Annotated in this window: 11 protein-coding genes, 1 tRNA gene, 1 pseudogene and 1 riboswitch; of the genes and pseudogenes, 12 read left to right on the top strand and 1 reads right to left on the bottom strand. The window is 69.2% G+C overall.

Features of this window, described 5'->3' with window-relative positions:
* The first annotated feature begins 287 nt into the window (after positions 1–287).
* The 8 genes from LIG30_RS20045 to LIG30_RS20010 all read left to right on the top strand — a co-directional run bounded on the left by LIG30_RS20045 (position 288) and on the right by LIG30_RS20010 (position 7,856).
* Complete coding sequence (locus LIG30_RS20045) at positions 288–974, top strand: GntR family transcriptional regulator (RefSeq protein WP_051995098.1); 687 nt, start codon at positions 288–290, stop codon at positions 972–974.
* Positions 975–981: 7 nt separating this feature from the next.
* A complete protein-coding gene (locus LIG30_RS20040; protein WP_038714820.1) occupies positions 982–2,358 on the top strand; it encodes an amidase in 1,377 nt (458 codons plus the stop codon).
* A gap of 94 nt (positions 2,359–2,452) precedes the next feature.
* Entirely contained in the window at positions 2,453–2,965 is a 513-nt protein-coding gene (locus LIG30_RS20035) for a disulfide bond formation protein B (RefSeq protein WP_038714819.1), read from the top strand.
* 387 nt (positions 2,966–3,352) lie between these two features.
* Positions 3,353–3,568, top strand: coding sequence for a hypothetical protein (locus LIG30_RS20030; protein ID WP_038714818.1), 216 nt, complete (start codon positions 3,353–3,355; stop codon positions 3,566–3,568).
* On the top strand, positions 3,568–4,596 hold the full coding sequence (gene xdhC / locus LIG30_RS20025) for a xanthine dehydrogenase accessory protein XdhC (protein WP_038714816.1): 1,029 nt from the start codon (positions 3,568–3,570) through the stop codon (positions 4,594–4,596). Before LIG30_RS20030 ends, xdhC begins: the two co-directional genes overlap by 1 nt.
* Positions 4,593–5,618: an adenosine deaminase gene (locus tag LIG30_RS20020; protein WP_038714814.1), complete on the top strand. Its 1,026-nt coding sequence runs from the start codon at positions 4,593–4,595 to the stop codon at positions 5,616–5,618. Before xdhC ends, LIG30_RS20020 begins: the two co-directional genes overlap by 4 nt.
* A gap of 48 nt (positions 5,619–5,666) precedes the next feature.
* Entirely contained in the window at positions 5,667–6,983 is a 1,317-nt protein-coding gene (guaD, locus tag LIG30_RS20015) for a guanine deaminase (RefSeq protein ID WP_038714813.1), read from the top strand.
* Positions 6,984–7,064: 81 nt separating this feature from the next.
* Positions 7,065–7,205, top strand: a riboswitch (yybP-ykoY riboswitch).
* A 78-nt stretch (positions 7,206–7,283) separates the two neighbouring features.
* Positions 7,284–7,856, top strand: a complete 573-nt coding sequence (locus LIG30_RS20010) for a TMEM165/GDT1 family protein (protein WP_038714812.1) — start codon at positions 7,284–7,286, stop codon at positions 7,854–7,856.
* A gap of 31 nt (positions 7,857–7,887) precedes the next feature.
* On the opposite strand, the gene LIG30_RS20005 is transcribed toward LIG30_RS20010, so the two are convergent.
* Positions 7,888–8,589, bottom strand: a complete 702-nt coding sequence (locus tag LIG30_RS20005) for a DUF4136 domain-containing protein (RefSeq protein WP_038714811.1) — start codon at positions 8,587–8,589, stop codon at positions 7,888–7,890.
* Between the two features lie 197 nt (positions 8,590–8,786).
* On the opposite strand from LIG30_RS20005, the gene pepN reads away from it, so the two are divergent.
* From pepN to LIG30_RS19985, 4 genes and pseudogenes are all read left to right on the top strand, one after another.
* Positions 8,787–11,480, top strand: coding sequence for an aminopeptidase N (gene pepN / locus LIG30_RS20000; RefSeq protein WP_038714809.1), 2,694 nt, complete (start codon positions 8,787–8,789; stop codon positions 11,478–11,480).
* A 242-nt stretch (positions 11,481–11,722) separates the two neighbouring features.
* Positions 11,723–12,736: a class 1 fructose-bisphosphatase gene (locus LIG30_RS19995; protein ID WP_038714807.1), complete on the top strand. Its 1,014-nt coding sequence runs from the start codon at positions 11,723–11,725 to the stop codon at positions 12,734–12,736.
* Positions 12,737–12,942: 206 nt separating this feature from the next.
* Positions 12,943–13,018: transfer RNA gene (locus tag LIG30_RS19990), tRNA-Thr, on the top strand.
* 227 nt (positions 13,019–13,245) lie between these two features.
* A pseudogene (locus LIG30_RS19985) lies at positions 13,246–13,453 on the top strand (LuxR family transcriptional regulator); the annotation flags it as partial.

The following is a 13,453-nucleotide window of genomic DNA, read 5'->3' as shown; positions in this document are numbered from 1 at the left end:
GGCCGGCAGCGGAAGGCGTGTTTTCGCTCATGACGATGGTCTGGCGCGTCGCTCACGCGTGTGGATAGACGAAGATTCATTATGCTTCAGCGCCCGATCAGCAGCAAACCGACAACATTTCGTCAGTATTGTTGCATCCGCCCGGTCAATCACCACGCGCACCCGGCGTACGGCTTTTTGACGCGCTGGACGCCAGTGATATATCACCATACTATCCACGAACTGCCTGTCCACGAGGATCGCCCGCGCATGCCCTCACCCCGTCCGACGCGCTGCTCGCCGTACGCATGAGCCAGCGGACACCCCCCCGTGCGGTGCGGGCCACGCCCGCCGAATCCGCAGCCAGCCTCGCCGATCGCGCGCATGCGCTGATCCAGCGCGACATCATCGCGATGCGGCTCGCGCCCGGCGCGGCGCTCAACGAAGCCGACCTCGTCGCGCGCACGGGCATCGGGCGCACGCCCGTTCATCAGGCCGTTCATCGGCTGGTGCTCGAAGGCCTGCTGTCGGTGCTGCCGCGCAAGGGGCTGATGGTGCAGCCGCTGTCGCTCGACGACATCCTCGCGATCGTCGACGTGCGGCGCATCAATGAGGCGCACTGCGCCGAGCTGGCCGCGCGCCACGCGACACCCGACGATTTTGCGCGCATGAGCACGCTGCTCGACGCCGCGCAAGCCTGTGTCGCGGCGCACGACGTCGAAGGCACGATGGAGCTCGATCGCGCATTCCACCAGGCGATCGGCGAAGCCGCGCGCAACCCGGTGCTGGCCGACCTGCTGCGCGGGCTGCACGAGCGCTCGCTGCGCTACTGGTTCGTCACGCTGTCCGAGCCGCACCATCTCGCCGAGGTCCAGCACGAGCACCGCGCGCTCTACGAGCGGTTGCGCGCGCGCGACGCCGCCGGCGCGCGCGCGGCCGTCGAGCATCACATCGCGTCGTTCCGCTCCACGCTTGTTCAACATCTTCGCCCCTGAACCGATCATGACTTCTTTCACGCCGTTTCCCCCGCTCGCCCAGCTCGCAGCCGACCTCGCGTCCGGCCGCACGACGAGCCGCGCGCTCGTCGACGCCGCGCTCGACCGGATCGCCGACCCGTCGGGCCAGGGCGCGATCGCCTTCACCGAGGTCGATGCCGATCACGCGCGCGCCGCGGCCGACGCGCACGACCGGCTGCGCGCCGCGGGCACGGTGCTGTCGCCGCTTGCGGGCATTCCGGTGTCGGTCAAGGACCTGTTCGACGTCGCGGGGCAAGTCACGCGCGCGGGCTCGAAGGTGCTCGACGGCGCGCCGCCCGCGCGCGCCGACGCGGTCGCGGTCGCGCGGCTCAGGCGTGCCGGCGCGGTGCTGGTCGGCCGCACCAACATGAGCGAGTTCGCGTTCTCCGGGCTCGGCCTGAACCCGCATTTCGGCACGCCGCGCTCGCCATACCGGCGCAACGTGCCGGGCGACGCGCGCATCGCGGGCGGCTCGTCGTCGGGCGCGGCCGCCTCGGTCGCCGACGGGATGGCGGCCGTCGCGCTCGGCACCGACACCGGCGGCTCGATCCGCATTCCCGCCGCACTGTGCGGGCTGACCGGCTTCAAGCCGACCGCGAGCCGGATTCCGACGCAAGGCGGCGTGCCGCTGTCGACGACGCTCGACTCGTTCGGCCCGATCGGCGTGACGGTGGGGTGCTGCGCGCTCGTCGACCGGATACTCGCCGGCGTCGAGCCGCTCGTGCCGGCCGCGCGGCCGCTCGAAGGCGTGCGGCTCGGCGTGCTGACGAACTACGTGACCGACGGCGTCGACGCCGAGGTCGCGGCTGCAATCGACACCGCGCTCAAGCATCTGGAGGCGGCCGGCGCGATTGTCTTCGACGTGCGCTTCGCCGCACTCGACCGGCTGCCCGACATCAACCGTTTCGGCTTCTCGCCAATTGAGGCGTACGCGTGGCACCGGCCGCTCCTCGCGCAGCATCGCGACCAGTACGATCCGCGCGTGCTGACGCGCATCCTGAAAGGCGAGCCCGCGACGGCGGCCGACTACCTGGATCTGCTCGCGGCACGCGCCGCGATGCTGGACGACGCCGCCCGCACGATCTGGCCGCGCTTCGACGCGCTCGTCGCGCCGACGGTGCCGGTCGTGCCGCCGCGCATCGCCGAGCTGGAGACCGACGACGCGGCGTTCGCCCATGCCAACGCGCTGATCCTGCGCAATCCGAGCGCGTTCAACTTCCTCGACGCGTGCGCGCTGTCGCTGCCATGCCACCCGCGCGACGCCGCGCCGGTCGGCCTGATGCTGGCCGGCGCGCCGCATCGCGACGACGCGCTGCTCGCGATCGGCCAGGCCGTGGAAGCCGTGCTGAACACGATCCGGTGACGGCATGCGGCGGCGCGCTGTGCCGGCACGCCGGCCTTCGCGCTAAAATCGACCGCTTATTCTCCTGACGGAACGACAAGGATTGCCGACGACAATGAACGATTTCACGCTTTCACTGCGCCGCGAGCGCCGCCTGCTGATCCTGCTCGGGCTGACGTGCATTGCACTGCTGGCGGGCGCGCTCTATCTGCAGTACGTGAAGAACGAGGATCCCTGCCCGCTGTGCATCATCCAGCGCTACTTCTTCGCGCTGGTCGGCATCTTCGCGTTTCTCGCCGCCGGGATGCAGCGGTGGCGCGGCATCGTGCTGCTCGAGACGCTGATCGCAATCTCCGCGGCAGCGGGCGTCGGTACCGCCGCCCGGCACCTGTCGATCCAGCTGAACCCCGGTTTCAGCTGCGGCTTCGACACGCTGCAGCCGATCGTCGACAGCCTGCCGCCCGCGCAATGGTTCCCCGGCATGTTCAAGGTCGCCGGCCTGTGCGAAACCGTGTATCCGCCGATCCTCGGCATCCTGCTGCCGGGATGGGCGCTGATCGCGTTCGTCGCAATCCTGGTCCCGGTCGCGGCGAGCGTCTGGCGTCATCGCAAGCAGTTCGCCGGTTGACGCGCTCCGCGCGCGGGTCCGCCGCGCGCTAGCCCCCGGGCCTGTTCAGGCCCATGACGGGCGTGCGGCGGCGGTCCGTACGCCGGGCCCGCCAGCCGGGCGCTCGCCGCCGGTCGCCCGCAGCCGGTCGCCCGCAGCCGGTCGCCCGCTTCGCCCCTTGCCACCGTGCCGCGCCCGGCCCGCGCCGCAGCGCGCTTCCCGGTGGCCCGGGCAACGGCATTCCGCGATCGACATGATCGTTGCCTGATGGTCCCGATAGACGCGCGCTGATATCGCGTTTTTTTAGCGGTGCTATCGTGATCTCTGGATCGCGGTTCACATGCGCGAGGCCAGTTCATCCAGCCCCGCGTCACGCGCCCCCGATCCGCCCTGTCGACTGGATTCAACATGACGACGCACACCACCCGCATGCCGCCGCCTCATCGCATCCGCGCCGGTCGCGGCCTTGCCCGCACGCGCCGTGCCGGACACGCCGCGCTGCGCGCGCACGCGATGCCCGCGCGGCATCCCCCCGCGCCGGCATCCGCCGCCCGCGTCGCCGTCGCCGCGCAGGCCGCACGCCACGGCTTGCGGCGGTACGCCGCCGTTCCCGGAGCACGCTGATGGAACCCTGGCTCGGCGATCTCCAGCAATTGCTTGCGCGCGGCGAGGCGGCCGTGCTCGTGACGGTCGCGCACGTGGACGGCTCCGCGCCGCGTGACGCGGGCACCAGAATGGTCGTGACCCGCGACGGTGCGCGCCACACGATCGGCGGCGGCCATCTGGAATGGCAGGCGATCGAAATCGCGCGGCAATGGCTGAAGGACGGCGCGCACGTGCCGCATGCGCGCAAGCTGGAGCGGTTCGCGCTCGGCCCGAGCCTCGGCCAGTGCTGCGGCGGCGCGGTGGTGCTCGCGTTCGAGCGGCTCGACGTCGGCGACCTCGGCTGGATCGCGTCGCTCGCGAAGCGCGTCGCCACGGGCGCCGCGACGGTGCGTCGCGTATCATTCGGCCCCTCGCCGGACGCGGCGCGGCTGAGCGAGCCGGACACGGCCGCCGCGCGCGCCAGCTGCCTGCTGTCGGAAACCGGCGGCATCGCGCTGATGACCGAGACGATCGCGCCGCAATCGTTCGAGGTCGCGCTGTTCGGCGCCGGCCCCGTCGGCTCGGCGCTCGTGCCGGTGCTCGCGACGCTGCGCTGCCGGGTGCGCTGGATCGACGAACCCGCGGCGCCGTTTCCGCCGCCCGCCGTGCTCGCCGGCATCGGCAACCTGACGATCGACGCGCGCGACGTGCCGGACGCGGCCGTCGACGACGCGCCGCCGCACTGCTATTTCGTCGTGGCGACGCACGACCACGCGCGCGATCTCGCGCTCGCGGAGCGCATCCTGCGGCGCGGCGACTACGCATACTTCGGGATGACCGGCTCGTGCACGAAGCGCGCACAGTTCGACCACCGCCTTGCCGCGCTCGGCATCGATCCGGCGCAGATCGCGCGCATGCGCTGCCCGATCGGCGTGGAAGGCATCGTCGACAAGGCACCCGAAGTGATCGCGATCGCGATCGCCGCGCAACTGCTGCAAGCCGTCGAGGTACACGCGCGAGCGAGCGCCCACCCCACCACCCTGACCGACCAAGAACAAACGCCATGACCCCGACCTTCAAAGACAAGATCGCCCGCGCACCGAAAGCGGAGCTGCACATCCACATCGAAGGTTCGCTCGAGCCGGAGCTGATCTTCGCGCTCGCGCAGCGCAACAACGTGACACTCGCGTACCCGTCGATCGACGCACTGCGTGCCGCGTACGCGTTCACCGACCTGCAGTCGTTTCTCGACATCTACTATGCGGGCGCGAGCGTGCTGCTCACCGAGCAGGACTTCTACGACATGACGGCGGCCTACGTCGAGCGCGCGCTCGCGGACAACGTCGTCCACACTGAACTGTTCTTCGATCCGCAGACGCACACCGAGCGTGGCGTGCCGATCGAGACGGTCGTGGCCGGCATCGATCGCGCACTCGCCGACGCGGAACAGCGCGGCCTGTCGAGCAAGCTGATCCTGTGCTTCCTGCGCCATCTGTCCGAGGACGATGCGCTCGCGACCTTCGACGCCGCGCTGCCGCTCTTCGAGCGCTACCGGCATCGCCTGATCGGCGTCGGGCTCGATTCGTCGGAGCGCGGCAATCCGCCGTCGAAGTTCGCACGCGTGTTCGCCAGGGCGCGCGCGCTCGGGCTCAAGCTCGTCGCGCATGCCGGCGAGGAAGGCCCGCCCGCGTATGTGTACGAGGCCCTCGACCTGCTGAAGGTCGACCGGATCGATCATGGCGTGCGCAGCATCGAGGACGACGCGCTCGTCGAGCGTCTCGCGGCAACGCGCGTGCCGCTGACCGTCTGCCCGCTGTCGAACCTGAAGCTGTGCGTGTTCGACGACATGGCAAAGCACACGCTGAAGGCGCTGCTCGCGCGCGGCGTCGCGGTGACGATCAACTCCGACGATCCGGCCTATTTCGGCGGCTACGTCAACGACAACTATTTCGCGACCGTCGACGCGCTGAATCTGTCGGACGCGGAAGTCCACACCGTGATCCGCAACGGCTTCGAGGCCGCGTTCGTCGACGACGCGCAGCGCGACGCGCTGATCGCGCGCCTCGACGCCTACTGGCACGCCGCGTGAGCGGCGCGCCGACGATCGCGCAACGCTGATTTCCCGGGACGATTCGCCATGACGCAAACCGCTTTCCGCGCCCAGTTGCTGACCTTCGACGGCGACCCGGCGCAAGCCGGGCAGGACGCCGCCTACGAGACCGACGGCCTGCTGATCGTCGACGGCGGCAAGGTCGTCGCGGCCGGCCCCTACGCGCGGCTCGCCGCGCAGCTCGCGCCCGGCGCCGTCGTGCACGAGATGCGCGACAAGCTGATCGCGCCCGGCTTCATCGACACGCACATCCACTATCCGCAGACGGACATGATCGCGTCGCCGGCGCCGGGCCTGCTGCCGTGGCTCGACAGGTACACGTTCCCGACCGAGCGGCAGTTCGCCGATCCCGCGCATGCGCGCGAGGTGGCGGAATTCTTCGTCGGCGAGCTGCTCGCCTGCGGCACGACGAGCGCGCTCGTCTACTGCACGGTGCACAAGCAGTCGGCGGATGCGCTGTTCGCCGCCAGCGACGCGCGCGATCTGCGGATGATCGCGGGCAAGGCGCTGATGGATCGCAACTGCCCCGCGTTCCTGCGCGACACCGCGCAATCGGGCTACGACGACAGCGCCGAGCTGATCGGCCGCTGGCACGGGCACGGCCGCCAGATGTACGCGCTCACGCCGCGCTTCGCGCCGACGTCGAGCGAGGCGCAGCTCGACGCGTGCGGCGAGCTGGCGCGCCGCCATCCGGACGTGTTCGTCCAGAGCCACGTCGCGGAGAACGTCGACGAGGTGAAATGGGCGGCCGAGCTGTTCCCCGGCCACCGCAGCTATCTCGACATCTACGACCATTACGGATTGCTGCGCCGCCGCGCGGTGTACGGCCACTGCATCCATCTCGACGACGAGGACCGCCGCAGGATGGCGCAGACGGGGGCTGCGATCGCGCATTGCCCGACGTCGAACTGCTTCCTCGGCAGCGGCCTGTTCGATCTCGGCAAGGCGGACGCATGCGGCGTGCGCGTCACGCTGGCGACCGACGTGGGCGGCGGCACGTCGTTCTCGATGCTGCAGACAATGAACGAGGCGCACAAGGTCGCGCGGCTGTCCGGACACCACCTGAGCGCCACCCGGATGTTCTGGCTCGCGACCGCGGGCGCCGCGCACGCGCTCGACCTCGCCGATACGGTCGGCACGCTCGCGCCGCGCACCGAAGCCGACTTCGTCGTGCTCGATCCGCAGGCGACGCCGCTCCTTGCGCGCCGCACCGCGCGCGCGGAGTCGCTCGAGGAACTGCTGTTCGCGCTCGCACTGCTCGGCGACGACCGCGCCGTCTACCGCACCTATGCCGCGGGCCGCTGTGTACACGAGCGCGGCGCCGCGCGCCACGCCGGCGCGTGACGGCGTAACGCGGTGACGCCCGCGCGTGGCCGCCACCGGGGCCGGAAGCGCTTTTCAGCGCGGAAAGCCCCGTGCTAGAATCCGTCCCACATTGGGGAGTAGCCGCTCCGCTCGACGTCCCGCACCACGCGGCGCACATCGTGACGGAGGCGTCCGTCAACAGACTTGGCCGCATGGCCATGGCGGACGCAGCCACCGCAAGGCCTGGCGAGACCGATGGTTCACAGTGCGCCGCTTCAGGGCCCGGCGCGCGGTGGATCGTCGCTCGCGCACATTTAACAGGCCCGTGGAACCCCTTTCGTGACTCAAGCCTTCCTGATCTCCACCGGCGCCGTCGCCCTCGCAGAAATCGGCGACAAGACGCAACTGCTGTCCCTCGTCCTTGCCGCGCGTTACCGCAAACCGCTTCCGATCATTCTCGGCGTGCTCGCCGCGACGGTCATCAACCATGCATGCGCGGGCGCGCTCGGCGAGTGGCTCGGCGTGCTCGTCACGCCGTCGATCATGCGCTGGGCGCTCGCGTTCTCGTTCATCGGGATGGGCCTCTGGATTCTGGTGCCGGACAAGCTCGATGCCGACGAGGCGAACGCGAACCGCTCGAAGCTCGGCGTGTTCGGCGCGACCTTCGTTGCGTTCTTCCTCGCGGAGATGGGCGACAAGACGCAGCTGGCGACCGTCGCGCTCGCCGCGCGCTTTCAGGATTACATCGGCGTCGTCGCCGGCACGACGTGCGGGATGATGCTCGCAAACGTGCCGGCGATCCTGCTCGGCGACCGCTTCGCGCACCGCCTGCCGACGGGCGTCGTGCACGGCGTCGCCGCCGTGCTGTTCGTCGTGCTCGGCGCGCTGGCGCTGTTCGGCGTCGGCGTCTGACGCCCGCGGGACCCGCGCCCGCCGCGGCGCGTTACTTCGCCGGCGCGGCCGCCCCGGGCGCGGGCGCGGCCGGCACCGCGCGCTCGTTGGCCGGCGCGGCGGGCGCGCCGTGCTTGTCGACCGGCAGACGCACCGTCCGCACCACGCCGTTGCCGAGCGGAAAATCGGCGAGCGCACTGCGCGCGAGGTACGGCATCGCATACAGCAGCGGCACGCTGTCCCCGCTGTTGCGCGCCGTCACGTTGTAGACCTCCTTGCCCGTCGCGCGCTCGGTGATGCGAATGCCGAGCAGGTAGTCGGAGACCGGATAGGTCTGGTTCACGTAGCCGGACGGGAACGGCCCCCACGGGCCCCAGGGTCCCCACGGCCCGCGCCGCCAGTACGGCCCCGGGCCCGCGAACCACGGGTCGTAGTAGACCGGCTGCGCCACCGTCACGAAGTCGCTGGTCACGCCGTAGGTCAGCCCGACCAGATAGCGCGCGCTCGCCTGCGGCGCCGGCCGGAACGCATACGCGGACAGCTCGTTCGCGACGATCTGCTCATAGGTCGACTGCTCGAGGTTGTTGCGCTGCTCGTCGGTGCGCGCAAACGCATAGGTGCGGGTCGCGTCGCTGCCGCTCCAGTCGGAGAACGCCGTCACCTGCGTCGTCACATAGCTGGTGCAGCCGGACAGCAGCGTCACGCACAGCGCCGCCGTCCATACCGCACCGCGAAAAATCCGTTCGCGTTTCATGCTCGTCCTCTTCAGTGCACGGCACGGAGCGCGATCGCTCGACGCGCGTCGCGGTCCGGCCGGGATGCCGATAATACGCGGACTGGTGCGCGCGGTAAAAAGTTCGCGCCGCACGCGTGCCCCGGCCTTTGTACAATGAACCGGTTCGCCGGGCGCGCGCCGCGCGCCCGAAACCGACTTCATCGCTCACGACCACCATGTCCGACAACGCCTCCTCCACCGTGATCCGCCGCGCCGACTACACGCCACCGGCCTTCCTCATCGATTCCGTCGAACTCGAATTCGAGCTTGCGCCGGCCCGCACGATCGTCAGGAATACGATGCGCGTGCGACGCAATCCCGACGCGGCGTACACGCCGCACCTGGAGCTGATGGGCGAAGCGCTCGAATTCATCGGCGCCTGGTACGACGGCGCGCGCTGCACCGCCGTGCGCGCGCACGAGCACGGGCTCACCGTCGAGAACGTGCCCGACGCGTTCGCACTGACGATCGAAAGCGCATGCGCACCGGACCAGAACACGACGCTGTCCGGGCTGTACGTGTCGAGCGGCAATTTCTTCACGCAGTGCGAGGCCGAGGGCTTCCGCCGCATCACCTACTTCCTCGACCGGCCCGACGTGATGGCCTCGTATACGGTCACGCTGTGCGCCGACAAGGCCGCGTATCCGGTGCTGCTGTCGAACGGCAACCTGATCGCGTCCGGCGAGCTGCCCGACGGCCGTCACTACGCGAAATGGGAAGACCCGTTCAGGAAGCCGAGCTACCTGTTCGCGCTCGTCGCGGGCAAGCTCGTCGCGCTCGAGGAAAAGATCACCACTGGCTCCGGCAAGGACAAGCTGCTGCAAGTATGGGTCGAGCCGCACGACCTCGACAAGACGCGCCATGCGATGGATTCGCTGATCCATTCGATCCGCTGGGACGAAAAGCGCTTCGGCCTCGAACTGGATCTCGACCGCTTCATGATCGTCGCGGTCGGCGATTTCAACATGGGCGCGATGGAAAACAAGGGGCTCAACATCTTCAACACGAAATACGTGCTGGCGAACCCCGAAACCGCGACCGATACCGATTTCGCGAACATCGAGTCGGTCGTCGGCCACGAGTATTTCCACAACTGGACCGGCAACCGCGTGACCTGCCGCGACTGGTTCCAGCTGAGCCTGAAGGAAGGCCTGACGGTGTTCCGCGACCAGGAGTTCTCGGCCGACATGGCGGCGGGCGACGACGCGAACGCGGCGGCCCGCGCGGTCAAGCGCATCGAGGACGTGCGCGTGCTGCGCCAGCTCCAGTTCGCCGAGGACGCCGGCCCGATGGCGCATCCGGTGCGCCCGGAGCGCTACGTCGAGATCAACAACTTCTACACGATGACCGTCTACGAGAAAGGCTCGGAAGTCGTGCGGATGTACCAGACGCTGTTCGGCCGCGACGGCTTCCGGCGCGGGATGGACCTGTATTTCGAGCGCCATGACGGCCACGCGGTCACCTGCGACGATTTCCGCCACGCGATGGCGGACGCGAACGGCCGCGACCTCGCGCAGTTCGAACGCTGGTACAGCCAGGCCGGCACGCCGCGCGTGACGGTACGCACCGCGTACGATGCCGCAACGCGGCGCTACACGGTCACGCTCGCGCAAGGCTATGGCGACGCGTCGCCGGCCGCGCGCGACACGCAAGAGGGGCCGCTGCTGATTCCGTTCGCAATCGGCCTGATCGGCCGCGACGGCCAGGATCTGCCGCTGCGGCTCGACGGCGAGGCGGCCGCGTCCGGCACCACGCGCGTGCTCGACTTCACCGAGGTCGAACAGACCTTCACGTTCGTCGACGTGCCCGAGCAGCCGCTGCCGTCGCTGCTGCGCAATTTCTCCGCGCCGGTGATCGTCGAGTACGACTACAGCGACGACGACCTCGCGTTCCTGCTCGCGCACGACAGCGATCCGTTCAACCGCTGGGAAGCCGGCCAGCGGCTCGCGACGCGCGCGCTCCTGACGCTCGCCGCGCGCGCGGCGGCGAATGCGCCGCTCACGCTCGGCGAGAACTTCGTCGCCGCGTTCGGCCGCGTGCTGACCGACGACAGCCTGTCGCCCGCGTTCCGCGAACTGGCGCTGACGCTGCCGTCCGAAACCTACCTCGCCGACCAGATGGCCGAAGCCGACCCGGCCGCCGTGCATCGCGCGCGCCTGTTCGTGCGCCGCCAGCTCGCCACCGCGCTGCGCGCCGACTGGCTCGCCGCGTACGAAGGCCAGCAGACGCCCGGCGCCTACGCGCCGACGCCGGACGCGGCCGGCCGCCGCGCGCTGAAGAACCTGGCGCTCGCGTATCTCGCCGAGCTGGAGGATCCGGCCGATGCGGTGCGCCTCGCGAACGCGCAGTACGACGCGGCGGACAACATGACCGACCGCGCGGCCGCGCTCGGCGCGCTGCTGTCCGCCGCCGCCGCGGGCGCGAACGAGCCGGCCGAGCGTGCGCTTGCCGATTTCTACCGGCGCTTCGAGCAGGAAGCGCTCGTGATCGACAAGTGGTTTGCGATGCAGGCCGCGCAGCGCGGCACGCCCGGGCAGCCGACGCTCGACAAGGTCCGCAAGCTGCTCGCGCATCCGGCGTTCAATCTGAAGAATCCGAACCGCGCGCGCTCGCTGATCTTCAGCTTCTGCGCGGCCAACCCGTCTCAGTTCCATGCGGCGGACGGCTCCGGCTACGCGTTCTGGGCGGAACAGGTGCTCGCGCTCGACGCGATCAATCCGCAGGTCGCCGCGCGGCTCGCGCGCTCGCTCGAACTGTGGCGCCGCTTCACGCCGGTGCTGCGCGACGGGATGCGCGCGGCGCTCGAGCAGGTCGCCGCCGGCGCGAAATCGCGCGACGTGCGCGAAATCGTCGAGAAGGCGCTCGCCTGACGCAAACGCCCGCCGTTCCGGCCGGGCAAACCGGCGCCGCACGATGCGGCGCCGGCTTTTTTTTGCATCTGCCCGCCCGCCGTGCGCTCACCGGCGATGCGCGAGACGGGTGCCGTGTCGCTGCCCGAAATCGAGTGGCTCTGGCCGGGAAGCCGCGCGCGCATCAAAAAAGGCGGCGGCGCGGTGCGCGGCGAGTAAAATCGCGGCTATTCGTGCATTTTCTTGCCTTTCGGAGTCTCGTCATGTCCATCGTCCGCCGCACCACGCTGTCCAAGTTCCTGATCGAACAGCAACGTGTGACCAACAAACTGCCTGCCGACCTGCGCCTTCTGATCGAAGTCGTCGCCCGTGCGTGCAAGGCGATCAGCTACAACGTGTCGAAGGGCGCGCTCGGCGACGCGCTCGGCACCGCCGGCAGCGAAAACGTCCAGGGCGAAGTGCAGAAGAAGCTGGACATCCTGTCGAACGAGATCCTGCTCGACGCCAACGAATGGGGCGGCAACCTCGCCGCGATGGCGTCCGAGGAAATGGAGACGTTCTTCCCGATTCCCGAGAACTATCCGCGCGGCGAATACCTGCTGGTGTTCGACCCGCTCGACGGCTCGTCGAACATCGACGTGAACGTGTCGATCGGCACGATCTTCTCGGTGCTGCGCTGCCCGGACGGCCAGCAGGCCACCGAGCAATCGTTCCTGCAGCCCGGCACCGAGCAGGTCGCGGCGGGCTACGCGGTGTATGGCCCGCAGACGGTGTTCGTGCTGACGACCGGCGACGGCGTGAACTGCTTCACGCTCGACCGCGAAGTCGGCTCGTGGGTGCTCACGCAGAGCAACATGCGTATTCCCGAGGACACCCGGGAATACGCGATCAACGCGTCGAACGCGCGCCACTGGTACGAGCCGGTCAAGCGCTACATCGACGAGCTGAACGCCGGCAAGGAAGGCCCGCGCGGCGACAACTTCAACATGCGCTGGATCGCGTCGATGGTCGCCGACGTGCACCGCATCCTGAACCGCGGCGGCGTGTTCATGTACCCGGCCGACAAGCGCACGCCGGATCGCCCGGGCAAGCTGCGCCTGATGTACGAGGCGAACCCGATGGCGTTCCTCGTCGAGCAGGCCGGCGGCGCGGCGACGAACGGCACCCAGCGCATCATGGAAGTGCAGCCGACCGGCCTGCACCAGCGCGTGCCGGTGTTCCTCGGCTCGAAGAACGAAGTCGAGCGCGTCACGCGCTATCACCTCGACGCGGAATAAATGCGATAAACCGCTGGACGGCCGCGTGCGAGGCATCGTACAATCTGGCCCTCGCGCAAGCGGCCCCAGTTCGGTCGCGGCGCCGCGGAAGTGAAATTCCGGGGAAATCGGGAAGTTGAGCGGGTCAGCAGCCAAAAAGCTGAAAAAGATTCGCAAAACCTCTTGCCAAGCAATCAGATTTCGCCATATAATTTCATTTCTCTGCTGCCGGAATAGCTCAGTTGGTAGAGCAGCGCATTCGTAATGCGAAGGTCGGGGGTTCGACTCCTCTTTCCGGCACCAAGCTTCAAGGGGCGACAAGTCAAGTACTTGTCGCCCCTTTCTCGTTTACGGCCGGGAAAACGCCACCGCCCGTGTCGACAAGCATCGCGCGCAGGCAGCGCCTGCGGGCATTTCCCGACGAGACACGGCGCGTTTCGCACGCTTACAATCGCATCGATTCCGCGATTTCACCCAGCATCATGCGCACCTGGCGTCTCGAGCGACCGAACCTGACAGGACAGCTGGACGTGTCCCGAGCGACCGGCCTCGTCGCCGCGATCGGCGCGGGCGATCCGAACGCGTTCGCCACCGAGCTTCTGAAGCTGTTCGACGAGGCGCTGTCCGTCACGCAATGCACGGTGTTCGCGTACGAATTCGGCAACCGGCCGCGCACGATGTCGGTTGCCGACCACCGCGGCGGACGCTACCTGCGGGACGTCGCCGACACCTACGCGC

Origin of the sequence: Burkholderia sp. lig30 (assembly GCF_000687455.2) — a bacterium.
Classification (GTDB): domain Bacteria; phylum Pseudomonadota; class Gammaproteobacteria; order Burkholderiales; family Burkholderiaceae; genus Burkholderia.
The sequence above is the reverse complement of the archived record's forward strand: the minus strand, read 5'-3'. Positions and strand labels throughout refer to the sequence as shown.

Coding starts and splice junctions, on each gene's coding strand:
- LIG30_RS19995 (WP_038714807.1), top strand. CDS start 11,723: ATGTCCATCGTCCGCCGCACCACGCTGTCCAAGTTCCTGATCGAACAG.
- pepN (WP_038714809.1), top strand. CDS start 8,787: ATGTCCGACAACGCCTCCTCCACCGTGATCCGCCGCGCCGACTACACG.
- LIG30_RS20040 (WP_038714820.1), top strand. CDS start 982: ATGACTTCTTTCACGCCGTTTCCCCCGCTCGCCCAGCTCGCAGCCGAC.
- LIG30_RS20020 (WP_038714814.1), top strand. CDS start 4,593: ATGACCCCGACCTTCAAAGACAAGATCGCCCGCGCACCGAAAGCGGAG.
- LIG30_RS20005 (WP_038714811.1), bottom strand. CDS start 8,589: ATGAAACGCGAACGGATTTTTCGCGGTGCGGTATGGACGGCGGCGCTG.
- LIG30_RS20045 (WP_051995098.1), top strand. CDS start 288: ATGAGCCAGCGGACACCCCCCCGTGCGGTGCGGGCCACGCCCGCCGAA.
- LIG30_RS20035 (WP_038714819.1), top strand. CDS start 2,453: ATGAACGATTTCACGCTTTCACTGCGCCGCGAGCGCCGCCTGCTGATC.
- guaD (WP_038714813.1), top strand. CDS start 5,667: ATGACGCAAACCGCTTTCCGCGCCCAGTTGCTGACCTTCGACGGCGAC.
- LIG30_RS20030 (WP_038714818.1), top strand. CDS start 3,353: ATGACGACGCACACCACCCGCATGCCGCCGCCTCATCGCATCCGCGCC.
- xdhC (WP_038714816.1), top strand. CDS start 3,568: ATGGAACCCTGGCTCGGCGATCTCCAGCAATTGCTTGCGCGCGGCGAG.